Consider the following 21,062-nt stretch of genomic DNA (forward strand, 5'->3'; position numbering starts at 1 on the left):
CAAACTTACCGCAGTCCCTTCTTGATCTGCCGGATCAGGCCGGGGCCTTTGTAGACCAGGCTCGAATAGAGCTGCACCAAGGTGGCGCCGGCCGCGAGCTTGGCTTTGGCGGTCTCGGCCGAATGGATGCCGCCAACCCCGATCAGGGGGAAGCGGCCGCCGACGCGCCGGGCCGTCTCGGCCAGGACCTGGGTGGAAAGCTCGAACAGTGGGGCCCCCGACAGGCCGCCGGCTTCCTTGGCCGTCTCGCTCTCCCTCAGCGTCTCCGGCCGCGATATCGTGGTGTTGGAGACGATCATGCCGTCGAGCTTGTGGGCGAGCGCCCGGTCGACGATGTCGTCGAGCTCGAACATGGTGATGTCGGGCGCGATCTTGAGAAGCAGCGGTCGGCGCGGCCCGATGAGCGCAGCCGTATCGCGCGCCTCCACCGCACGGGCCAGCAACTCGTCGAGCGCCTCGCGCTTTTGCAGATTGCGCAGGCCCGGCGTGTTGGGCGAGGAAATGTTGAGGGTGAAATAGGAGGCGACGGGGGCGAAGACGATGATGCCGGCGGCATAGTCGGCAGCCTTGTCCTCGCTGTCCTTGTTGGCGCCGACGTTGACGCCGAGAATGCCGCGGCCCTTGCGGGCCTTGAGCCGGGCCAGCACGGCGGCATGGCCCTGATTGTTGAAGCCGAAGCGATTGATGACGCCCTCGTCCGCCGGCAGGCGGAACAGGCGGGGGCGGGGATTGCCCTCCTGGGGCCGCGGGGTGACGCTGCCGATCTCCACGAAGCCGAAGCCGAGCCTGAACAGGGGATCGACCACCTCGGCATTCTTGTCGAAGCCCGCCGCCACGCCGACCGGATTGGGGAAATCGAGCCCGAAGGCCTTCACCTGGAGCGAGGCCGGATCGGGCAGGGACGGAGGGATCGGCAGGCTGCGCAGGGCGGAGAGGGTGGCCTCATGCGCCTCTTCGGGATCCATGCGAAACAGGCGGGGGCGGATGAGGGCGAAGGCGGCGCCGATCATGGCTGCTGGCTCGAGAGAAATTCGAGCGGGAAGACATGGCGGCCATCCGCTCCGAGCGGCAGTGGCGCCGTCCATTCGATCAAATCGAGGGGCAGGGCGGCATAAAGGTGGGGGAACAAGGCGCCGCCGCGCGAGACTTCCCATTTGAGGGCTTCGCCGAGCCTGTCGGCTTCGACGGCGGCGAGGACGAGATCGTCCTGGCCGGCGAAATGCCGCGCCGCCGTCTCCTGCGCCGTCTCGGCGGAGGAGAAATGGATATAGCCGTCCTGGACGTCGATGGGGGCGCCGTCGAAACGCCCGGCAGCCTCGGCGTTGCGCCATTGCTGCGCCGTCAGGATCTTGAAAATGAGCGCCATATGTCCTCCAGCCTTTCGCCGCACGTCCTCTACAGGGCCTGAAGACTTTACGAAAGGGCCTGCCGCAGGGCGCCTGCACGGATTTTCCATCGGATACAGGGCTTCGAGGCTTGAATACGCCACGACAATGACGGATTGACGCCTTGTTCATGCCTTTCCCTGAGTGGAAAGCAAATGTCGCAAGCTGCGGTAGCCCTTGCTTAACCCGGCGCTGATATGACTGATCTGATTGTAATGATTTTGGAAGGCTGGGATGGCGCAGGGCCAACGGCGCATGGTTGAGCGGGTCGAACCCCGTTTCGAGCCCGAAAAGGGCGAGGAAGCCGATCAGGGCGATAGTTTCCGCCTGACCCGGGAAGACCGCCCCGCGCCGGTACCGCTGGAGTTGCGCGAGCGCTCGCCCTCCCGCGCCAAGACCGCGCGCTCGAGCAAGGGCTGGAGCCTGTTCGGCGGATCCTCCTCGCGGGGCGGCGGCTCCAACCGTCGTGGCGGCGGGGGCGGCGGCGGCAGTTCGGGAAGCGGGCGCAAGCCCAAGCGCCGGCGCTCCATGCTCTATCGCCTGACCTACTGGTCCTTCCTGCTGTGCATGTGGGGCCTGCTCGGCGTCGGTGGCGTCGTGGCCTGGTATGCCGCCAATTTGCCGCCGATCCAGAATCTGGAAGTGCCTCCGCGCCCGCCCAATGTGAAGATCGTCTCGGCCGACGGCACCGTCATCGCCAATCAGGGCGAAATGGGCGGCGCCGCCATCTCGATCAAGGACCTGCCGAAATATGTGCCGCAGGCCTTCATCGCCATCGAGGACCGGCGCTTCTATTCCCATTACGGCGTCGATCCGCAGGGCCTGGCCCGCGCCGGCTATGTCTATCTCACCACCCACCGCCTGACCCAGGGCGGCTCGACGCTGACGCAGCAGCTCGCCAAGAACGTCTTCCTCACGCCCGAGCGCAGTCTGCGCCGCAAGATCCAGGAAGCCATCCTCGCCGTCTATCTCGAGCGTAAATTCTCCAAGAACCAGATCCTGGAGATGTATATCAACCGCGTCTATTTCGGCGCGGGCTCCTACGGCATCGAGGCCGCGGCGCAGCGCTATTTCCGCAAGCCCGCCAAGGAACTCACCATTGCCGAGGCCGCGACCCTGGCCGGCCTGGTCAAGGCGCCGTCTTCGCTGGATCCAACCAAGAACCCCAAGGGCGCGCATGACCGGGCCCAGCTCGTGCTCGACGCCATGGTCGATACCGGCGCGATCAGCGCGCAGGACGAGAAGACGGCCCTGGCCACGCCCGTCAAGGTTTCCAAATTCGCCGCCCGCTCTTCCGGCAACTATCCGGCCGACTGGATTTCCAACCAGCTCAGCGACCTCACCGGCCCGCTCGACACCGACGTGGTGGTGGAGACCACCATCGATGCCAAGCTACAGAATCTTGCCGAACAGTCCCTGCGCCAGGGCCTCGACAAGTCGGGCGGCAAGCTGCGCGTGAGCCAGGGCGCCCTGGTGGCGATGGATCCCGATGGTGCCGTCAGGGCCATGGTGGGCGGGCGCTCCTATGCGGAGAGCCAGTTCAACCGGGCGATTTCGGCCTATCGCCAGCCTGGCTCCACCTTCAAGCCTTTCGTCTATCTCGCCGCGCTGATGAACGGCGCGACGCCCGATACCGTCCGTGATGACGCCCCGATCACCCTGGCGGGTTGGAGCCCGAAGGACTTCTCGCGCGAATATCGCGGCCCGGTGTCGCTGACCACGGCGCTCGCCCTCTCGCTCAACACGGTAGCGGTGCGCCTGTGCGCCGAAGTGGGGCCGAAGGCAGTGGTCGCCGTCGCCCACAGCCTCGGCATCAATTCCAATCTCGATCCCAATCCCTCCATCGCCCTCGGCACGTCGGAAGTCACGCCGCTGGAGATCACCTCGGCCTATGCCACCTTCGCCAATGGCGGGCGCATGGTGATCCCCTATGTGGTCAAGCGCATCAGGACCGAGAAGGGCAAGGTGCTGTTCCAGCGCCAGGCGCCCGGCAATCAACGCGTCATCGAGGACGACAAGGTCGGCATGATGAATGCGATGATGAGCCAGACCCTGACGGTCGGCACCGCGCGCAAATATGGCCTGCCGGGCTGGCAATCGGCCGGCAAGAGCGGCACCAGCCAGAACTATCGCGATGCCTGGTTCATCGGCTACACCAGCCACATGGTAACAGCCGTCTGGCTCGGCAATGACGATGGCACCTCCACCTCGCGCATGACCGGCGGCAGCCTGCCGGCCCAGATCTGGAACGAGTTCATGCGCGGTGCCCATAAGGGCGTGCCGCCGGCGCCGCTGCCGGGCCGTCCGTGGGTGCGCGAGGCGCCGCCGCCGGAGGACGTCATCGCGCAGCAGCCGCAATTCGACGGCGCACCGGAGGACCAGCCGGTGGCTGTCGAGCCGGTAATGACGGCGAATGCGCCGCGCAACACCGGTCGGCCGATCGCGGACTGGCTGAACCGGGTGCTGGGACGGTAAGTTTTGGGGGGCGGGTCTTCGGACCCGCCTTCTTTGCCTTCAGGCGCTGTGTTTCAGGCGGGTCCGAAGACCCGCCCCCCAAATCACCCCAGATCCATCTCGAACCAGTTGGCCTGATGGCGCGGCCAGCGCCGTGGCGTCACGAAGACCGCATCGAAACGCTGGACCAGCAAGGCGTGATCGGGATGGCGTGCCAGCCAGGCCCGGGCCGCGGTGGCGATGCGTCGCTGCTGGGTGGGCGTGATCGCTTCGAGCGCCATCGCCAGATCTGCGCGTGCCTTCACCTCGACGAAGACCAGCGTGCCGCCGCGGCGGGCGATCAGGTCGATCTCGCCGCCCGGTACCTTGAAGCGTCGGGCGAGCAGGCGGTAGCCCTTGAGGCGCAGCAGCCAGCCGGCCCGTGTCTCGGCATTGAGGCCGACGCGGAAGGCGGCCTGGCGTTCGAGCCTGCTCAAGAGGCCCTGCTGCGGCGCTCCGAGGCCATCTCGACGGCACGGGCATAGACATCGCGCTTGGGCAGGCCGAGGCGGGCCGAAACGGCGGCGGCGGCATCCTTGACCGAAAGCGTATCGAGCGCGGCAGCCAGCGAAGCCTCGATGTCGTCGGCGCTGGCCTTTTCCTCGACCGGCGGTCCCACCACCACCACGATCTCGCCCCGCGGTTCGTCGGCAATGGCAAAATCGGTGGCCAGCGACACGAGCGTGCCGCGATAGACCGTCTCATAGGTCTTGGTGAGCTCCCGTGCCACGCTCGCGGCGCGGTTGCCGAGCGCCGTCGCCATGGCAGCCAGGCTGTCGGCGAGGCGCGGGCCGCTTTCATAGAAGATCAGCGTGGCCGGGATGGTCTTGAGCTCCGCAAGGCGATTGGCGCGCGCGCCGTCCTTGCTGGGCAGGAAGCCTTCGAAGAAGAAGCGATCGGTCGGCAGGCCGGCGACGGCGAGCGCAGCCAGCGCGGCAGAGGGGCCGGGTGCGGCAAAGACGGGAATATTCTCTTCGATGGCCTCGCGCACCAGCTTGAAGCCGGGATCGGAGACCATGGGCGTACCGGCGTCCGAGACCAGGGCAACGCCCTGGCCGCTGGTCAGCCGCTCCAGGATCTGGGGCCGCACGCGGGGGGCGTTGTGGTCGTTATAGGCCAGGAGCTGGGCGCTGATACCATAATGGTTGGTGAGGCGGCTGGTGACGCGCGTATCCTCGCAGACGATGAGATCGGCGGCGGCCAGCGTGGTCAGCGCCCGCAGCGTGATGTCCTGGAGATTGCCGATGGGCGTCGCCACCACATGGAGGCCCGGCAGCAGGGAGGGAGCGGTCAAGCGCTGGCCATGCAGCAAATAGCTGTGTTCGGCGCCGACGATGGAGGGGGAGAAATCTGGACGCATGGGGTCCTGCCTTTGCCGGCCGCGAGTCGCAATCCGCAGCCTGTTCTCCTGTGTAGCTCCTTGAGAATCAAAGGCAAGTTGATCTTCCGGCCGGGGTGATCAAGATAGAGGCATTACGCCATCAAGAGAGAGATTTCATGAAGCCCGGCCCGAACGACGTCCTGTTGGTGATCGACGTGCAGAATGATTTCTGCCCGGGTGGGGCGCTGGCCGTGCCCGACGGCGATTCGGTGGTGCCGGATATCAACCGGATGGCCGTGGATTTCGCCCATTGCGTGCTGACGCAGGACTGGCACCCGCCCGGCCACTCCTCCTTCGCCTCCAGCCATCCGGGCAAGGCGCCGTTCACCACGACGACCATGCCCTATGGCGAGCAGACGCTCTGGCCTGATCACTGCATCCAGGGCAGCCCGGGAGCCGAGTTCCATCCCGGCCTGGCCCTGCCCAGGGCGGAGATGATCATCCGCAAGGGCTACAATCCCGCCATCGACAGCTATTCGGCCTTCTTCGAGAACGACCGCACGACGCCGACCGGGCTCTCGGGCTATCTCAAGGAACGCGGTCTCGGCCGATTGTTCTGCGTGGGCCTCGCCACCGATTTCTGCGTGCGCTTCTCGGCCGAGGATGCCAGGCGCCTGGGCTTCGAGACCATCGTCGTGCTCGATGCCTGCCGCGGCATCGACCTCGGCGGATCCGTCGCGGCGGGGATTGCCGCGATGCGCGAGGCGGGCGCCACCCTGGTCGACCGGATCTAGGGCGTGTTGGTCTTCTCAGCTCCATTGAGCCCGGCCGGTGGGGCGGTCTGCAGAGCCTGACTCAAGACCAACAACGGAACCGGGAGAAATTCCACCTTTGTCATGCCCGGGATAGGCCCGCTGATGACAAAGGTCGAGGTTCCCGTGACTTCTCGATCAGGCCCTGAAGACCGGCCCACCAGGAATCAATGCGCCTGCGCGGTCGCCGCCGTTTGCGGCATGGCGCGGTGCAGATGTCGGGTCAGCCGCTTCTCCAGCAGGTTCCAAACATGGGCGATGGCGAAGACCATGATCAGATAGAGGATCGCCGTCCACATATAGGCCTGGAAATCGAAGGTGCGCGAGAAGGCAAGGCGGGTCACGCCCATCAGTTCGGGGACTGCCACCAGGGCGGCGACCGAACTCGCCTTGAGCATCAGGATCAGCTCGTTGCCATAGGGGCGCAGGCTCACCATCAGGGCCTGGGGCAGGATGATCTTGCGGAAGATCTGGCCCGAATGCAGGCCGAGGGCGAGGCCTCCCTCGGTCTGGCCCCGCGGCAGCGACTCGATGCCGCCGCGCAGGATTTCGGCCTGGTAGGCGGCGGTGTTCAGGGTGAAGGCGATCACCGCGTAGTAGAAGCCGTCGCGCAGCAGCCACCACAGGCCCAGGTCCTCGAACAGGGATTTGTGGGCGCCGAGAAAGATGCCGAGGCCGTTATAGATCAGATAGACCTGAGCCAGCAGCGGCGTGCCGCGAAAGAAGTAGATATAGCCAAAGGCCAGCCCCCGCAGGACCGAATTGCGCGACATACGTGCCATTGCGATCGGAAAGGACAGCAGGGCGCCCAGCACCATGGCCAGGGCGACCAGCAGCAGTGTCAGGCGCAGGCCGGCCAGGAAACGCGGGCCATAGGTCGCCAGCAGGTCGCTGTTGAGGCCGATATCGCCGACGAGAGCAAGAAATCCGGACCAGAGCGTCTCCATGCTCAGGCCCTCGCCAGCTTCTGGCCGCGATTATAGTGCCTTTCCAGCATTGTCTGGGCGATGCCGGACAGGATGGCCATTACCAGATAGAGCAGGCAGCAGGCCGCGTAGAACAGCAGCGGTTGCTTGGTCGCGAAGACGGCCCTGTTGGTCATGTACATCAATTCGCTGACCGCGATGGCGGAGACCAGCGAGGTGTCCTTGAGGAGCGCCATCCAATTGTTGCCGAGTCCGGGCAGGGCCGTGCGGATCAACTGCGGCAGGATGATCTTGCGGAATGTCACAACGCGGCTGAGGCCCAGTGCCGCCGCGCCCTCGCTTTGTCCCCTGGAAAGGCTGCGCAGGGCGCCGAGCCAGACCTCGCTGGAAAAAGCGCCGAGCACCAGGCCGAGGGCCACGAAACCGGCGGCGAAACCGCTGACCTCGATCTGGATGCCCAGCCCGAGCGCCGCCAGAAGTGTATTGATGGCGGACTGGCCCAGGAAATAGACGATCAGGATGGTGAGCAGTTCGGGCAAGGCGCGGAACAGCGAGGTGTAGATGCCGCAGACGATGCCGAGCCAGATGGGACCGCCATGCTTGGCCATCGCCACGCCGAGCCCGAGCAGCAGGCCGAAAGGCAGGGTACACAAGGCCAGGCCCAGGGTCATCATGGCGCCCTGCAGCAGCGGGGTGCCCCATCCCGTTGCGCCAAATCCCAGAAGTTCCATTCCATGCCCCCGCCGCTGAGCCCTCGGGATATGGCTCTGGCACCGGATTCGGTGCCAGGCCGATCAAAGCGCTGCCAGGTCAGGCCGACAGCTGCATTCGATGCAGCCGGCCAAAAGCGTTTTGTGATTTGGCACAATCGCCAAGAATCGCAAAAACGCGTCTGACCAAAGAGTTAGAGCAAGGCAGCGTTTCCTTTTAAACGCGCTTTGCTCCAGGCCTGACGCGTCTCAGGCGGTGGCGTCAGGGCACCCAGAGGTCGAACGGAAAATATTTCTCGTTCAGCTTCTTGTAGGTGCCGTCGGCGTGAATTTCCTCGATCGCCTTGCTGATGGCGTCGCGAAGATCGGTGTCCTCCTTGCGCACGGCCGCACCGACACCGAGGCCGAAATATTTGACGTACTTCTTGATGTCGATCTCGGCCTTGATCTCGCAGCATTTGCCGGCATCGGATTTGAGCCATTCCATCATGGCGCTCTTGTCGGCTTCCACGGCGTCGATACGTCCGGCGGCGAGGTCGGCATTGGCCTCGTCCTGGGCGGGATAGAGCTTCACCTGGGCGCCGCCGGGGCCGATCTCACCCTCAAGGAAGTTGGAATGGATGGTGGAGGACTGGGTGCCGACGATGGAACTCTTCAGGCCGTCGGCGTCGAAGGATGTGATCTTGCTGTCCTTGGGGGCGACCCAGACGGCCGGCGTCTGGTAGTAGGACCTGGAAAAATCGACCTGTTTCTTGCGCTCGTCCGTGATCGACATCGAGGCGAAGATGGCATCGTATTTGCCGGCCTTCAGGCCGGGAATGATGCCGTCCCAATCCTGGGCAACCACGGTGCATTTGGCTTTCAGCTTCTCGCAGACGGCCTTGGCGATGTCGACGTCGAAGCCGACGATCTCGCCCGACGGCGTCAGGCTGTTGAAGGGAGGATAGGCCCCCTCGGTGCCGATCTTGATGGTCGACCAGTCCTTGGCGTGGGCCATGCCCATGCTGGCCATCAGCGCCAGTGCACCGGCGGCGAATGTTACGAAACGCATAAAACCTCCCTGGGTAGTATCGGAATGCTTCTTGGCTGGTGTCGTGCAAATGTCATCCCGTCGGGCGAATGAAACACCGCCCCCAGGCAAAAGCAATAGGGCTGGGATGGCGCCCGATGGTCGCTTTCGCTTCGTCGCTCTTGCTAAGGCTGGGCGTTTGTGATCACAATTCCAGGATGAGTCACTGGGATCCGTCCGATGAAATCCGTCTATTCCGAGCGTCACAAGGGCCATGCCGGCAATGTCGAACTGGTGGCCGGTGCCATCGTCCCGGCCTTCGAGATGCCCTCGCGCGCCGAGTTCATTCGCGCCCGCATCGACGAGGTCGGGCTCGGCCCGGTGCTGGCACCGCAGACCCATTCGCTCGATGCCGCCCGGCGCGTGCACAAGCCCGATTTCATCGATTTCCTCGGGCGGGCCTATCCGATGTGGAAGGCCGCCGGGCGCGAGGGCACCGCGATGCCCTTCACCTGGCCGACGCGCGGCCTCAGGGGTGACAGGCCGCCGGAATCGATCGAGGCGTTGCTCGGCTATTATTCCTTCGACGCCGGCGCTACCTTCGTGGAGGGGACCTGGGACGCGATCAGATCCTCCTACGAGGTGGCGCTGACCGCCGCCGGACTGGTCAAGGGCGGCGAGAAATCGGCCTTCGCCCTCTGCCGCCCGCCCGGCCATCATGCCGGTTCCGGCTTCATGGGCGGCTATTGCTTCATCAACAATGCGGCCGTGGCGGCGCAATGGTTCCTCGACAATGGCGCCCGCAAGGTCGCGATCCTCGATGTCGACTACCACCACGGCAACGGCACGCAGGAGATCTTCTACGAGCGTGACGACGTGCTGGTGCTCAATCTGCACGGCGACCCCGCCAATGAATATCCCTTCTTCCTCGGCTTTGCCGACGAGAAGGGCGCCGGCAAGGGGGAGGGCTTCAACGTCAACTATCCGATGCCGGCGGGCACGACCTTCGAGGTCTGGGGCGCGGCGCTGGACGATGCTTGCGCCAAGGCGGCGGCCTACAAGCCCGACGTGCTCCTGGTCTCGCTCGGGGTCGACACTTTCGAGAAGGATCCGATCAGCGCCTTCAAGCTGAAGACCGAGCATTATCCGCTCATCGGCGCGCGCATCGCCAAGCTCGGCCTGCCGACGCTCTTCGTGATGGAAGGGGGTTATGCCGTGGCCGAGATCGCGGTGAATGCCGTCGGCGTCCTCACCGGCTTCGAGGGCGCATGATGGCCAAGACGACATTCGGGGTGGTGCAGTTCGCCTGCACCGACAATATTGAAGACAATGTTGCCACCGCGACGCGCCTCGTGCGCGAGGCGGCCGGTGCCGGTGCCCAAATCGTGCTGGTGCAGGAACTGTTCGAGGATCTCTATTTCTGCCAGGAGGAGAAGGCCGAGCATTTCGCCAAGGCCCGCACGCTGGACCAGGACCATCCGACCCTCAAGGCCATGCGTGCCCTGGCCGCTGAGCTCGGCGTGGTCCTGCCCGTCAGCCTGTTCGAGCGTGCCAACCAGGCCTATTACAACAGCCTGGTCATGGTCGACGCCGATGGCGGCGTCCTCGGCCTCTACCGCAAATCCCATATCCCGGACGGGCCCGGCTATGAGGAGAAGTTCTATTTCCGGCCCGGCGATACCGGTTTCAAGGTCTGGCCCACCCGCTTCGGCACCATCGGCGTCGGCATCTGCTGGGACCAGTGGTTCCCCGAGGCGGCGCGGTCCATGGCCCTGATGGGCGCGGATGCGCTGCTCTATCCCACCGCGATCGGCTCGGAGCCCGCCACCGGCTTCGATTCGATGGAACACTGGCGCACGGTGATGCGGGGCCATGCCGGCGCCAACATCATGCCGGTGATGGCCGCCAATCGCATCGGCGTCGAGCGTTTCGGCGAACAGGAACTGACCTTCTACGGCTCCTCCTTCATTGCCGGCCAGCATGGGGAATTGCTGGCGGAAGCGGGGCGCTCCAGCGAAGCGGTGCTGACGGCAAGCTTCGATCTCGAGGCGATTCGCGCCGAACGCGCCGCCTGGGGCCTGTTCCGCGATCGCAGGCCCGAGCTTTACGGCCGTATTGCTACTGGAGACGGCAGTCTTCCCCTGCGATGACTGGTTCGTGAGGCGATAAAACTTGAACGCGACGCGGATCGGCGCAATCATGACAGTGTGACGACAGGCCGTTTACACAGGAGGCGTCATGACGGAGGCTGATCCGCCGGGATCGCTGTTTTCGCGAAGCGAAAGCGCAGATGTCGCGCACCTTCCCGCTTCGCGCCGCCCCGATCCACCCGCCATCGCCTTCGACCGGCACGAACTGCGCCAGATTATGAATCTTTACGGCCGCATGGTCTCCCATGGCGAATGGCGCGACTACGCCATCGATTTCCTGCGCGACAAGGCCGTGTTTTCCATCTTCCGGCGTGCCTCGGAGATGCCGCTCTACCGTATCGTCAAGGATCCCTCCCTCGCCCAGCGCCAGGGCGCCTATAGCGTGCTGGCCCCGACCGGCATGATCCTCAAGCGTGGCCATGACCTGGCGCGCGTGCTGCAGGCCATCGACAAGCCGCTGCGGCTGGTGGTGTGAGCGCGCTCTTGATTCGCATGGGGTGAACGGCAATCAGCCAAGCCGCAATGCCTGGGCCTCCTCGCCCCGTTCTTACGGGGAGAGGTAAGGTGAGGGGTGGCGCTGTGGCTGGGTAAGGCTGTGTAGGCCTCACCCTTACCCTCTCCCCGCTTTGCAGGGCGAGGGGGGCTTCGATGTGGCTGCTCCGTCCTTGAGGACTTCAACTCGCCCGTCCGTTATGCCCCGCCATCACGCAGAGCAGTTCGAACATCAGCGTCGCGCCGGTCAAAGCGGTGAGGCCGGACGGATCGAGCGGAGGGGAGACTTCCACCAGGTCCGCGCCGACCAGATGGGCGCCTTCCATCAGGCGGATCATCGCCTGGGCCTCACGCGTCGACATGCCGCCGATCTCCGGCGTGCCGGTGCCGGGTGCGAAGGAAGGGTCGAGCGCATCGATGTCGAAGCTGAGATAGGCGGGCTGGTCGCCGATGATGGCGCGCGCTTCGGCCATGACATCGGCCACGCCGCGAGCCATGAACTCCTCGATGAAGACGATGCGGACCCCGGCGGCCCGGGCGAAGTCGTAATTGGCGGCATCGGAGATCGCGCCGCGAATGCCGATCTGGATCATGCGCCTGGGATCGACCAGCCCCTCCTCGATGGCGCGGCGGAACGGCGTGCCATGGTTGTAGCGGCTGCCGAAGAAGCTGTCATAGGTGTCGGAATGGGCATCGAACTGGACGAGGCCGACCGGCGCCTGTTTCGCCAGGGCACGCAGGATGGGCAGGGTGGTGAGATGGTCGCCTCCCGCCGTCAATGGGCGGGCGCCGGCGGCCTGGATCTGCGCATAAAAGGCCTCGATGCTTTCCAGGCTCGCCATCAGGTCGAGTGGGTTGATCGGTGCGTCGCCGCAATCGCCGGCCCGTATCCGGTCAAAGGGCGAGATGCCGGTGACATGGTGCACCCGCCGCACCAGGCTCGACTGGTTGCGAATCTCCCGGGGACCATGCCGCGCGCCGGTTCGGTTGGTCGCGCCGCCATCGAAGGGAATGCCGACGAGGGCGATGTCGATCTCGTCCGGTCGGGCCATGGGTAGGCGCATGAAGGTCGAGGGGCCGGCAAAGCGCGGCACAAGCCCCGAATCGAGCGGCTGGAAGGGATGGTTGCTGCTCACTTTTGGTTTCCTGTCCGGGAGCCTGAGACGATCAGTCGATGGTGTAATGCGCATCCCGGGGCATGCAGTCGGCGCCGTTCACCGGCACCAGGTCCTGGGGACAGGCCGAGAAGACGACGATCAGGTCCATCTCGGCCTTGAGGCGGACATGGGAGCCCGGCGTCGACACCGGCGGCTGGAAGGAGACGCTGCCATCGGCGCCGACCGGGATGTTCATGAACAGGTTGAGCGGGCTGGGTGTCTCCGCGCCGGTGACGCCGAGCGAAGCCAGGGCATGCGCCAGATTGTCGGTGCAGCTGTCGTGATGACCGACATGGCCGAGCTGCTCATAGCGATAGCGGTCGCAGGCGGCGATCAGCGTGTCGTGGATTCCGCCGGAATTGTCTTCGACCAGGGTGAGCATGGGACGCCGGCGATTGCTGCGCAGCGTGTCGCCGAGCTGGGGATTGACGCGCAGCATGGCGCCGCGGCTGTGCTCCATCGACATGAACTCGCCGGGATCCTGGGCATTGAAGGCCCAGCTGTCGACGACCTGGCTGCCATGGGTGTTGATGACGGTCACCGTCTGCCCGGCCTTGACCCGCTCCGCCACGCCCTTGCGTGCCGGGATGAGGCGCAATTCGCCCTTCGCTCGCCCCTCGATGCCCATTCGTGCTGCCTCCCTTGAATTTGCTTCGGCGCCTGATGCGCTCAACCTTTGGTGCGCAGCCTTAGCGCAATTTCTTTACGAACTCCGCTACCACCGGTGCCAGCCTGGTGACGATCGCGTCGACGCCGGCAGCGGTCGGATGCATGCCGTCGGCCTGGTTGAGGCCCGGTGTGCCGGCGACCCCATCCAGGAAGAAGGGATAGAATTCTGCCCCATACTGGTTGGCGAGATCGGGATAGATGCCATCGAACGCCTTCTGGTAGTCGGCGCCGAGATTGGGCGCGGCGCGCATGCCCATGAGCAGGACCGGGATCTTGCGCTCCTTGAGCCGCTCCAGCATGGCCGCGAGATTGGCCCGGGCGAGCTTGGGATCGATACCGCGCAGCATGTCGTTGGCGCCGAGTTCGAGCAGCACAGCCTTGGTGCCGTCGGGGACCGACCAGTCGAGCCGGGCAAGGCCGCCGTCGGTGGTGTCGCCGGAAACGCCGGCATTGTCGATCGTCACTTCGATGCCGAGCTTGGCGAGGGCTGCCTGCAGCTTGGCGGGATAGGCATCCCCAGCTTCCAGGCCGAGCCCAGCGGTGAGGCTGTCGCCCAGGGCCACCAGCCGCAGCGGTTCGGCAGCTGCCGACACGGTCGTGAGCGGGGTCATGACAAGCAATGTGAGAATTGCCACAATCGATGCATAGATACGATACACGATCACGAAAACCTTTCAGGCAGGATGCGAATGAGCGAAGCGATCGATCTGGCTGATGTCCATCTCAGCCTCGGCACCGGCGCGGCACGCGTTCACATTCTCAAGGGCGTTACGCTGAAAATAAGGCAGGGGGAAGCGGTCGGCCTCGTCGGCCCCTCCGGTTCGGGCAAATCCACGCTTTTGATGACGCTGGGCGGCCTGGAGCGGCCCGATAGTGGCAGCATCCGCATCGCCGGGCAGGATCTCGGCGTCCTCGACGAGGATGGCCTTGCCAAGTTTCGCGGCCGGCATATCGGCGTGGTTTTCCAGTCCTTCCATCTCATCCCCACCATGACGGCCCTCGAAAACGTCGCCGTGCCACTGGAACTGGCCGGCCGGCGCGATGCCTTCGCCCGCGCGGAAGCGGAATTGGAAGCCGTGGGGCTCGGTGCGCGCAAAGCCCATTATCCGGCCCAGCTCTCGGGCGGCGAACAGCAGCGCGTGGCGCTGGCCCGCGCCTTGGCGCCCGAGCCCGCCATCCTGATCGCCGACGAGCCGACAGGCAATCTCGACGAGGGGACGGGCGCCGGCATCGTCGAATTGATGTTCCGCCTGAAGCGCGAGCGCGGCGCCACCCTCGTGCTGGTGACGCATGACCTCGGCCTTGCCGCCCGCTGTGATCGCATGATTCGCATTCGTTCCGGCCATATCGAGGCGGACGAGGCCATGAAGGTGGAAGCGGCGGAATAGATCTCCCCGGCTCCATCAGGCCGATCGAGCGTGGCCGGCACGCCGGATGCAGCGCTTTTCGATAAGGCCGAGATCCCGAACTCGCCGTGCCATGGCCATGGAATGCGCCAGATTGCCGATTAGGCAGGTCCGTTTCGGGTCTCGCGCCCTGCGCGAGGGGCATTGGGGAAAAGTATGGTTGATTCGCAGCAGGGCAGGCGTGCCCTCTTCATCGTCAATCCCAACGCGCGCAATGGCGGCAAGGGCACCGATGCGATCCGCAAGGTGCTGGAGACGGGCGGCATTCATCTCATCGAGGCGAACCCGGAAGGGGACGAGAAGATCGCCGACGTGATTCTGCGGCGCCGGGAAGAGTGCGACCTCGTCATCGTCGGCGGTGGTGACGGCAGCCTCAACGCCGCCGCCCGGGGGCTGATGGAGACGGGCCGGCCGCTCGGCGTGCTGCCGCTCGGCACCGCCAACGACTTCGCCCGCACCGTCGAGATCCCGGCCGATCCGCTGAAGGCGGCCGAACTCATCGTAACCGGACAGCCCAGGCCGATGGATCTCGGCGAGGTCAATGGTCAGCTCTATTTCAACGTGGCAAGCATCGGCTTCAGCGCGGACCTTGCCGCCGAACTCTCCGAGAAGGCCAAGAAGACGTTCGGCAAACTCGGCTACGGCATCGTGGCCGCCCGGCTGCTGGCGCGCTCGCAGCTCTTTACCGCCTATCTCGACCATGACGGCACCACCGAGAAGCTCAAGACCCTGCAGGTCTCGGTCGGCAACGGCAAATATTACGGCGGCGGCATGAGCGTGGAGCAGACCGCCACGGCCGATGACGGCAAGCTCGATTTCTACAGCCTGGAGGTCGACCATTGGTGGCGCCTGCTCAAGCTGCTGCCGAGCCTGCGCAGGGGAACCCATGGCCAGTGGGACGACGTGCGGGCTTTCGGCACCACCGAGCTGGTGATCCGCACCAACCGGCCGCGCCCTGTGAACACCGATGGCGAGCTCACCACCTGGACGCCGGCGCATTTCAAGCTCCGGCGCCATGCCATCGAAGTCTATGCGCCGCCGGCGAAATCCGGCTGATCAATGCCCTGACAGGCGCTGCGCCAGGAGTGAGCAGAACAGCGCCCATCCGGCGCCGATCACCCATCCGGCAATCACGTCGGTGGGCCAGTGCACGCCGAGATAGACGCGGCTGACGCCGACCATGAAGGTCAGCAGCGTGCACACCACCATGATGTAGATCGACAGGGCACGCGTGGGAAAACGGCGGGCCAGCATGATGCCGAGCGTGAAATAGACGGTCGCCGACATGAAGGAATGGCCGCTGGGAAAGCTCGACGTGTAGACCCTGGAGCCGTGCGCCACTAGGTCGGGCCTCGGCCGGTCGAAGCCATATTTCAGGAGCGAGCTCATCAGGATGCCGCTGCCGATGGCGAGGATGACGAAGACGGCACTGCGCGGCGATCCTGATAAAGCGAGAAAACCTGCCACGGCCAGCGTTGTCAGGGTCAGCACGCCGACGCCGCCGAGACCAGTGAAGTCTCGCATCATCTCCTCGAGCCAGCCCGGCCCGAGCGGATCGGTGAGATCGGCGGGATCGCGCATCATCAGGAGGATGGCGCGATCGAAGGCTTCCGTGCCGCCTCGCATGACCAGGCCGGCCAGCACGGCGAAGATCAGAGCGGCGCCAGCGACGCACAGGATGGCGACCAGCGCCGAGCGCTCGGGATGTTGCTGGATCATGAGGATTGCTGGGCCTTAGAACTCGATGCCTTGCTGGGCCTTCACGCCGGCGGCGAAATGATGCTTCACCAGCGTCATCTCGGTCACCAGGTCGGCCGCCTCGATCATCTCGGGCTTGGCGTTGCGGCCGGTGACGACGACATGCAGGTCCGGTCGGCGCGCCTTCAAGGTCTCCACCACCTCGGCGAGGTCGAGATAGTCGTAGCGCAGGGCGATGTTGATCTCGTCGAGCACGAGGAGGCGGATGCCGGGATCCGCCAGCATCGCCTTGGCTGCGTCCCAGGCCCGGCCGGCGGCGGCGACGTCGCGCTCGCGGTCCTGGGTCTCCCAGGTGAAGCCCTCGCCCATGCTCTTCCAGGTCACCAGGTCGTCGAAGCGCTCCAGCGCCGTGCGCTCGCCGGTCGACCAGGCGCCCTTGATGAACTGCACCACGCCGATGCGCCAACCATGGCCGAGCGCGCGCATGATCAGCCCGAAGGCCGCGGTGGACTTGCCCTTGCCGGGACCGGTGTTGACGATCAGCAGGCCCTTTTCGGTGATGGTCTTGGAAGCGACCTCGGCGTCCTGCACGGCCTTGCGCTTTTCCATCTTCGCCTTGTGGCGTGCGGCATCGTCGGTCATTTCAGCATCCACTCACTTCACCACCAGAGGCAGGCCTGCCATCATGAAGATCACCCGGTCGGCGAGGGCGGCGATCCGTTGATTGAGCCGGCCCTGCTCGTCGCGAAAGGCCCGGCCGAGAGCGTTGTCCGGCACGATGGACAGGCCGACCTCGTTGCTAACCATCACCACCGGGCCGGAGACCGCCGCCAGGGCTTCCTGCAGCCGGAGAAAGGCGGATTTGAGGTCATGTCCGCCCAGCATGAGATTGCTGAGCCAGAGCGTCAGGCAGTCGACCAGCACCGGACCCCGTGTAGCGGCAAGCGCTTCCGGCAGGGCGAGCGGCGCATCGACCGTATGCCAGTTGGCGTCGCGCCGGGCCTGGTGCTCGCCGATGCGCTCGCGCATCTCGTCGTCGAAGGCTTGCGCGGTGGCGATATAGGTCCAGGGCGCGGGATGGGTCGAAATCAGGCTCTCCGCATGCCGGCTCTTGCCGGAACGCGCGCCGCCGAGGACGAGGGTGAGTCGAGGAGAGGACATGCCGCCTTCCTGCCGGGTCTTGGGCAGGAAGGCAAGTAACGCGATTTCACCCTTCCCTGGAGGGGAGGGTGAAGACTCACACCGGTCCCCATTTCAGGTCGGTGTTCTTGACCGGCAGGCTGCGGATGCGCTTGCCGGTGGCGGCGAAGATCGCATTGCACACCGCCGGTGCGATCGGCGGCGTACCGGGCTCGCCGATGCCGCCCCATTTCTTGCCGCCGCTGAGCACCAGATGGGTCTCGATCGGAGGCGTATCGGCGAGGCGGGCGACCTGGTAGTCGTCGAAATTGCCTTGCACCACCGCGCCCTTCTCGATGGTGATCTCCCCAAACAGGGCGGCCGACAGGCCATAGACGACCGCGCTCTCGATCTGCATCTCCACGGTGAGCGGATTGACGACATGGCCGCAATCGACGGCCGCCACCACGCGCTGCACCTTCACTTCACCCTGGGGACTGACGGCGAGTTCCACCACCTCGCCGACGATGGTGCCGAAGGATTCGTGGATGGCGATGCCGCGTCCCTGGCCCTTGGGCAGCGGCTTGCCCCAGTCGCTCTTATCAGCCAGCGTATCGAGCACGGCGAGAAAGTCAGGCTTGCCTTCGAGCAGCTGGCGCCTGAAGCGGTAGGGATCCTGGCCGGCTGCCACCGCCATTTCGTCGATGAAGCTCTCCAGGGCGAAGGCATTCTGTGACGAGCCGACCGAACGCCAGAACATCACCGGCACATGGGTGTTCTTGAGGATGCAGTCGATCTGGGCCGCGCCGGAGCGGTAGGGCATGTTGGCGAGGCCCTCGACGGCGGAGGGCTCGACGCCGTTCTCCACCTTGCCCCAGCCGAGCGAGCGCTGGATGGAGCCGACGGCCGTGCGGACATGGATCGCCGCCGGTAGGCCGTCCTCGCCGAGGGAGGCCTGGAAGCGGATGGCGGCCTGCGGGCGATAGCGGTCGTGGCGCATGTCCTCCTCGCGCGTCCACACCAGCTTGACCGGCTTGCCGACAGCCTTCGACACCGTCACGGCCTGCACGAGTTCGTCGTTGACGGCGCGCCGGCCGAAGCCGCCGCCGAGGAAGCAATTGTGGATTTCCACCGCGGAGGGCGCGACGCCCGCCGCCTTGGCGGCGAGCTGGAGCGCCATGTCGGGGTTCTGCGTGCCCATCCAGACCTCGACCTTGCCGTCATGGACATGGGCGGTGCAGTTGAGCGGTTCCATCGGGGCGTGGGCCAGGTGCGGCGCCTGGTAGAGAGCGTCGACACGCTTGCCGCGGGCGAGGGCGGTGTCGACGTCGCCTTCCTTGTGCGCCGTGACAGCGGGGCCGTCGAGCGCGGCGACATAGTCGGCGTCGAAGCGCTTGCTGTCCGTTTCGGCAGCCGGACCCTCCTCCCAGATCACCGGTAAGGCGAGCGCCGCTTCCTTGGCGCGCCAGAACCGGTCGGCCACCACGGCGAGGCCGCCTTCGATCGGCACCACGGCCAGGATGCCGCGGCGGCCCTTGATGGCGGCCTCGTCATGGGATTTCACGCGGCCGCCGAAGACGGGGCAGGTCACCACGGCGGCATAGACCATGTCCGGCAGGCGGATATCGATGCCGAATTTTGCCGCTCCCGTCAGCTTGGGCGGCGTATCCAGGCGCGCCAACGGCTTGCCGATCAGCGTGAACTGCTCGGGCGTCTTGATCGCTGGCTCCTTGGCCAGCGTGACCTTGGCGGCCTCGCCGGCAAGCTCGCCGAAGCGCAGGCTGCGATTGCTGGCCCGGTGCAGCACCTTGCCGGCATCGACACTGCAGCTTTCGGCCGGCACCTGCCAGCGCGTGGCAGCTGCCTGCACCAGCCTTTCGCGGGCATTGGCGCCGGCCGCCTGCAGGAATTCGCGCGAGCGGCGCACGGCGCCGGAACCGCCGGTGCCCATGCGCTTGTAGACGGTGTTCTCGCGCAGGTTCCGGCTGGCCGAGGCGTATTCGGGCTTCACCCTGGCCCAGTCGCAGCCGAGCTCCTCGGCGACGATCATCGGCAGGGCCGTGAAGATGCCTTCGCCCATTTCCGATTGCGCCACGCGGATGATCACGGTGTCGTCGGGCTCGATCAGGATCCAGGCGTTGATCTCGCCGTCAGTGGCTGTGCCGGCCCAGGGCTCGTCGGCAATATCAAGGGCCTCGGCGGCATTGGGGATGAACCCGCCAATCATCAGGCCGCCGGCGGCCGAGAGGCCGATGGCGAGAAAGCTGCGCCGGCTCAGCGCGGCGGAGGTGCGGTCGATCGCATTCATGGCCTCATCCCTTCATCAGCTCTGCGGCGCGATGGATGGCGGCGCGGATGCGCGGATAGGCGCCGCAGCGGCAGATATTGGTGATGCCGTTGTCGATATCCGCGTCGGTGGGCGCTGGCGTGTCCTTCAGGAAGGCAACGGCGGCCATGATCTGGCCCGACTGGCAATAGCCGCATTGCGGCACGTCCTCAGCCAGCCAGGCCTGCTGCACCGGATGCTTGCCGTCCGCCGACAGGCCCTCGATCGTGGTGATGGTGGCGCCGTCGACGTCGCCGATCTGGGTCTGGCAGGAACGGATGGCGGCGCCGTTCACATGGACGGTGCAGGCGCCGCATTGGGCGATGCCGCAGCCGAACTTGGTGCCGGTGAGGCCGAGTTCATCGCGCAGGACCCAGAGCAAAGGGGTCTCGGGCTCGATGTCGAGCTGGTGGGTGGTCGAATTGACGGTGATGGCAACCATGGGCAGGCCTTCCAGCGGCAGATGCCGGGCAGAAGAACCGGGCCCATCGGCGTCGGCCTTCTGGTGGGCGATTGCGGGAAGGCCAAATTGTGGCGGCAATCATGGCGCCGGGGTGACGGGTAACGCAGACGTGAGAGTTTGTGCAGTCTGGAAACGATCGAGAAACGTCGCCGCCCGTTCGGAAGGCCCGACTATTGCTTGAACCAGATCCGGCTGTAGCCGAGCGCGTCGCCGGCGATGGCGACAAGGACACCGACCGAGACGAGGATAAGGCCGATCATGAAGGTGCGCACGATGCGGCGATAGACTGGTCCCTCCAGTGAAGTGGGCGAGAGCATGCCCGCCAGCGCCCAGACCTGGAAGACGATGCCGCCCCCGATGAGAAAGACGGCCGCCAGGTCTTCCGGGATCCAGGTTCCCGGCTGCGAGGCCCAGTTGTTGAGGAAGCCGAGCGAGAAGGCGAGCACGACGCCGATAGCCGTCACCGAACCGCCGCGGAAGATGACGTCGATCTTTTGCGGCTCGGGCGGCGGTGCCGGCGGCTTCTCTTCGGGCATGGCAATCTCGTTGATATGGCGACGTTGCTGCCCTTTATGCCGGATTTTGCGCGTGCTTTGGAAGCGGGAACATTGACAAGCCTGTCCGCGCACCCCTTATGTCAGCCACGATCGGTCTCTCGTTAAGAGAGAAGAGGGAATGCGGTGCGGATAAGAGGAGGCCGGTCGACGGCTGCCTTGGATGCCAAAGCCGCGGCTGCCCCCGCAACTGTAAGCGGCGAGCGTCCCGCCTTGAGGCCACTGGGTGACCGGGAAGGCGGCGGGAGGCGATGAGCTGCGAGCCAGGAGACCTGCCGGTCGCACTGCTGTCACCGGTCCGGGCGGGGCGCCTCGGAGGCCGGTTCCGTCTACCCGGACGATCGCCGGCCCTGCCGTCGGTCCCGCGCCCTC

Annotated in this window: 23 protein-coding genes and 1 riboswitch; of the genes, 7 read left to right on the forward strand and 16 right to left on the reverse strand. The window is 65.7% G+C overall.

Annotated features, from left to right (window positions below; translation table 11 throughout):
* Positions 1-5 precede the first annotated feature (5 nt).
* Positions 6-1,010: a quinone-dependent dihydroorotate dehydrogenase gene (locus ACIGJE_RS08375; RefSeq protein ID WP_311940918.1), complete on the reverse strand. Its 1,005-nt coding sequence runs from the start codon at positions 1,008-1,010 to the stop codon at positions 6-8.
* On the reverse strand, positions 1,007-1,366 hold the full coding sequence (locus tag ACIGJE_RS08380; protein ID WP_068299482.1) for a DUF952 domain-containing protein: 360 nt from the start codon (positions 1,364-1,366) through the stop codon (positions 1,007-1,009). Before ACIGJE_RS08380 ends, ACIGJE_RS08375 begins: the two co-directional genes overlap by 4 nt.
* 253 nt (positions 1,367-1,619) lie before the next feature.
* On the opposite strand from ACIGJE_RS08380, the gene ACIGJE_RS08385 reads away from it, so the two are divergent.
* A complete protein-coding gene (locus ACIGJE_RS08385; protein WP_311940910.1) occupies positions 1,620-3,860 on the forward strand; it encodes a transglycosylase domain-containing protein in 2,241 nt (746 codons plus the stop codon).
* Between the two features lie 83 nt (positions 3,861-3,943).
* Here ACIGJE_RS08385 and ACIGJE_RS08390 read toward each other — a convergent pair whose 3' ends face one another.
* On the reverse strand, positions 3,944-4,315 hold the full coding sequence (locus ACIGJE_RS08390) for a YraN family protein (protein WP_311940906.1): 372 nt from the start codon (positions 4,313-4,315) through the stop codon (positions 3,944-3,946).
* Positions 4,312-5,238, reverse strand: coding sequence for a 16S rRNA (cytidine(1402)-2'-O)-methyltransferase (gene rsmI, locus ACIGJE_RS08395; protein WP_415080273.1), 927 nt, complete (start codon positions 5,236-5,238; stop codon positions 4,312-4,314). Before rsmI ends, ACIGJE_RS08390 begins: the two co-directional genes overlap by 4 nt.
* A 137-nt stretch (positions 5,239-5,375) precedes the next feature.
* Between rsmI and pncA the strand changes: the two genes are divergently transcribed.
* Positions 5,376-5,993 (forward strand): bifunctional nicotinamidase/pyrazinamidase, encoded by a 618-nt coding sequence (gene pncA / locus ACIGJE_RS08400; RefSeq protein ID WP_415080274.1) that lies wholly within the window; start codon positions 5,376-5,378, stop codon positions 5,991-5,993.
* Positions 5,994-6,178: 185 nt separating this feature from the next.
* Here the strand turns inward: pncA and ACIGJE_RS08405 are convergent, their stop codons facing one another.
* The 3 genes from ACIGJE_RS08405 to ACIGJE_RS08415 form a co-directional block, all read right to left on the reverse strand.
* Entirely contained in the window at positions 6,179-6,958 is a 780-nt protein-coding gene (locus tag ACIGJE_RS08405) for an ABC transporter permease (RefSeq protein ID WP_415080275.1), read from the reverse strand.
* Positions 6,959-6,960: 2 nt separating this feature from the next.
* Complete coding sequence (locus tag ACIGJE_RS08410) at positions 6,961-7,668, reverse strand: ABC transporter permease (RefSeq protein ID WP_415080276.1); 708 nt, start codon at positions 7,666-7,668, stop codon at positions 6,961-6,963.
* 241 nt (positions 7,669-7,909) lie between these two features.
* Positions 7,910-8,698, reverse strand: coding sequence for a transporter substrate-binding domain-containing protein (locus ACIGJE_RS08415; RefSeq protein ID WP_311940891.1), 789 nt, complete (start codon positions 8,696-8,698; stop codon positions 7,910-7,912).
* A gap of 198 nt (positions 8,699-8,896) precedes the next feature.
* On the opposite strand from ACIGJE_RS08415, the gene ACIGJE_RS08420 reads away from it, so the two are divergent.
* From ACIGJE_RS08420 to ACIGJE_RS08430, 3 genes are all read left to right on the forward strand, one after another.
* Positions 8,897-9,928: a histone deacetylase family protein gene (locus tag ACIGJE_RS08420; protein WP_415080277.1), complete on the forward strand. Its 1,032-nt coding sequence runs from the start codon at positions 8,897-8,899 to the stop codon at positions 9,926-9,928.
* Positions 9,928-10,806: an N-carbamoylputrescine amidase gene (aguB, locus tag ACIGJE_RS08425; protein ID WP_311940886.1), complete on the forward strand. Its 879-nt coding sequence runs from the start codon at positions 9,928-9,930 to the stop codon at positions 10,804-10,806. The genes ACIGJE_RS08420 and aguB overlap by 1 nt, the downstream gene beginning before the upstream one ends.
* 88 nt (positions 10,807-10,894) lie before the next feature.
* Entirely contained in the window at positions 10,895-11,281 is a 387-nt protein-coding gene (locus ACIGJE_RS08430; RefSeq protein ID WP_311940882.1) for a DUF2794 domain-containing protein, read from the forward strand.
* Between the two features lie 199 nt (positions 11,282-11,480).
* Here ACIGJE_RS08430 and speB read toward each other — a convergent pair whose 3' ends face one another.
* From speB to ACIGJE_RS08445, 3 genes are all read right to left on the reverse strand, one after another.
* Positions 11,481-12,362 carry an agmatinase gene (gene speB, locus ACIGJE_RS08435; RefSeq protein ID WP_311941026.1) on the reverse strand — a complete coding sequence of 294 codons (882 nt, stop codon included), beginning with the start codon at positions 12,360-12,362 and terminating at the stop codon, positions 11,481-11,483.
* 103 nt (positions 12,363-12,465) lie between these two features.
* A complete protein-coding gene (locus tag ACIGJE_RS08440; RefSeq protein ID WP_311940880.1) occupies positions 12,466-13,083 on the reverse strand; it encodes an urea carboxylase-associated family protein in 618 nt (205 codons plus the stop codon).
* A 61-nt stretch (positions 13,084-13,144) separates the two neighbouring features.
* Positions 13,145-13,735: an arylesterase gene (locus ACIGJE_RS08445; RefSeq protein WP_311940877.1), complete on the reverse strand. Its 591-nt coding sequence runs from the start codon at positions 13,733-13,735 to the stop codon at positions 13,145-13,147.
* 78 nt (positions 13,736-13,813) lie between these two features.
* On the opposite strand from ACIGJE_RS08445, the gene ACIGJE_RS08450 reads away from it, so the two are divergent.
* Both ACIGJE_RS08450 and ACIGJE_RS08455 read left to right on the forward strand, forming a co-directional pair.
* Positions 13,814-14,512, forward strand: coding sequence for an ABC transporter ATP-binding protein (locus ACIGJE_RS08450; protein ID WP_210250000.1), 699 nt, complete (start codon positions 13,814-13,816; stop codon positions 14,510-14,512).
* Between the two features lie 174 nt (positions 14,513-14,686).
* Entirely contained in the window at positions 14,687-15,586 is a 900-nt protein-coding gene (locus ACIGJE_RS08455) for a lipid kinase (RefSeq protein ID WP_415080278.1), read from the forward strand.
* Here ACIGJE_RS08455 and ACIGJE_RS08460 read toward each other — a convergent pair whose 3' ends face one another.
* The 6 genes from ACIGJE_RS08460 to ACIGJE_RS08485 all read right to left on the reverse strand — a co-directional run bounded on the left by ACIGJE_RS08460 (position 15,587) and on the right by ACIGJE_RS08485 (position 20,672).
* Positions 15,587-16,249: a phosphatase PAP2 family protein gene (locus ACIGJE_RS08460; protein WP_415080279.1), complete on the reverse strand. Its 663-nt coding sequence runs from the start codon at positions 16,247-16,249 to the stop codon at positions 15,587-15,589.
* A 15-nt stretch (positions 16,250-16,264) separates the two neighbouring features.
* Positions 16,265-16,870 (reverse strand): cob(I)yrinic acid a,c-diamide adenosyltransferase, encoded by a 606-nt coding sequence (gene cobO, locus ACIGJE_RS08465; protein ID WP_394313900.1) that lies wholly within the window; start codon positions 16,868-16,870, stop codon positions 16,265-16,267.
* Positions 16,871-16,882: 12 nt separating this feature from the next.
* Positions 16,883-17,389, reverse strand: coding sequence for a bifunctional adenosylcobinamide kinase/adenosylcobinamide-phosphate guanylyltransferase (cobU, locus tag ACIGJE_RS08470; RefSeq protein WP_415080280.1), 507 nt, complete (start codon positions 17,387-17,389; stop codon positions 16,883-16,885).
* Positions 17,390-17,465: 76 nt separating this feature from the next.
* Positions 17,466-19,655, reverse strand: coding sequence for a xanthine dehydrogenase family protein molybdopterin-binding subunit (locus tag ACIGJE_RS08475; RefSeq protein WP_483679791.1), 2,190 nt, complete (start codon positions 19,653-19,655; stop codon positions 17,466-17,468).
* Between the two features lie 4 nt (positions 19,656-19,659).
* A complete protein-coding gene (locus ACIGJE_RS08480) occupies positions 19,660-20,115 on the reverse strand; it encodes a (2Fe-2S)-binding protein (RefSeq protein ID WP_483680222.1) in 456 nt (151 codons plus the stop codon).
* 191 nt (positions 20,116-20,306) lie between these two features.
* Complete coding sequence (locus ACIGJE_RS08485; RefSeq protein ID WP_311940857.1) at positions 20,307-20,672, reverse strand: hypothetical protein; 366 nt, start codon at positions 20,670-20,672, stop codon at positions 20,307-20,309.
* A gap of 95 nt (positions 20,673-20,767) precedes the next feature.
* A riboswitch (cobalamin riboswitch) is annotated at positions 20,768-20,984 on the forward strand.
* Positions 20,985-21,062 lie beyond the last annotated feature (78 nt).

It is taken from the genome of Labrys sp. E2SS-1L, from assembly GCF_057073705.1.

Coding starts and splice junctions, on each gene's coding strand:
- ACIGJE_RS08375 (WP_311940918.1), bottom strand. CDS start 1,010: ATGATCGGCGCCGCCTTCGCCCTCATCCGCCCCCGCCTGTTTCGCATG.
- ACIGJE_RS08380 (WP_068299482.1), bottom strand. CDS start 1,366: ATGGCGCTCATTTTCAAGATCCTGACGGCGCAGCAATGGCGCAACGCC.
- ACIGJE_RS08385 (WP_311940910.1), top strand. CDS start 1,620: ATGGCGCAGGGCCAACGGCGCATGGTTGAGCGGGTCGAACCCCGTTTC.
- rsmI (WP_415080273.1), bottom strand. CDS start 5,238: ATGCGTCCAGATTTCTCCCCCTCCATCGTCGGCGCCGAACACAGCTAT.
- pncA (WP_415080274.1), top strand. CDS start 5,376: ATGAAGCCCGGCCCGAACGACGTCCTGTTGGTGATCGACGTGCAGAAT.
- ACIGJE_RS08405 (WP_415080275.1), bottom strand. CDS start 6,958: ATGGAGACGCTCTGGTCCGGATTTCTTGCTCTCGTCGGCGATATCGGC.
- ACIGJE_RS08410 (WP_415080276.1), bottom strand. CDS start 7,668: ATGGAACTTCTGGGATTTGGCGCAACGGGATGGGGCACCCCGCTGCTG.
- ACIGJE_RS08415 (WP_311940891.1), bottom strand. CDS start 8,698: ATGCGTTTCGTAACATTCGCCGCCGGTGCACTGGCGCTGATGGCCAGC.
- ACIGJE_RS08420 (WP_415080277.1), top strand. CDS start 8,897: ATGAAATCCGTCTATTCCGAGCGTCACAAGGGCCATGCCGGCAATGTC.
- aguB (WP_311940886.1), top strand. CDS start 9,928: ATGGCCAAGACGACATTCGGGGTGGTGCAGTTCGCCTGCACCGACAAT.
- ACIGJE_RS08430 (WP_311940882.1), top strand. CDS start 10,895: ATGACGGAGGCTGATCCGCCGGGATCGCTGTTTTCGCGAAGCGAAAGC.
- speB (WP_311941026.1), bottom strand. CDS start 12,362: ATGCGCCTACCCATGGCCCGACCGGACGAGATCGACATCGCCCTCGTC.
- ACIGJE_RS08440 (WP_311940880.1), bottom strand. CDS start 13,083: ATGGGCATCGAGGGGCGAGCGAAGGGCGAATTGCGCCTCATCCCGGCA.
- ACIGJE_RS08445 (WP_311940877.1), bottom strand. CDS start 13,735: ATGACCCCGCTCACGACCGTGTCGGCAGCTGCCGAACCGCTGCGGCTG.
- ACIGJE_RS08450 (WP_210250000.1), top strand. CDS start 13,814: ATGAGCGAAGCGATCGATCTGGCTGATGTCCATCTCAGCCTCGGCACC.
- ACIGJE_RS08455 (WP_415080278.1), top strand. CDS start 14,687: ATGGTTGATTCGCAGCAGGGCAGGCGTGCCCTCTTCATCGTCAATCCC.
- ACIGJE_RS08460 (WP_415080279.1), bottom strand. CDS start 16,249: ATGATCCAGCAACATCCCGAGCGCTCGGCGCTGGTCGCCATCCTGTGC.
- cobO (WP_394313900.1), bottom strand. CDS start 16,870: ATGACCGACGATGCCGCACGCCACAAGGCGAAGATGGAAAAGCGCAAG.
- cobU (WP_415080280.1), bottom strand. CDS start 17,389: ATGTCCTCTCCTCGACTCACCCTCGTCCTCGGCGGCGCGCGTTCCGGC.
- ACIGJE_RS08475 (WP_483679791.1), bottom strand. CDS start 19,655: ATGAATGCGATCGACCGCACCTCCGCCGCGCTGAGCCGGCGCAGCTTT.
- ACIGJE_RS08480 (WP_483680222.1), bottom strand. CDS start 20,115: ATGGTTGCCATCACCGTCAATTCGACCACCCACCAGCTCGACATCGAG.
- ACIGJE_RS08485 (WP_311940857.1), bottom strand. CDS start 20,672: ATGCCCGAAGAGAAGCCGCCGGCACCGCCGCCCGAGCCGCAAAAGATC.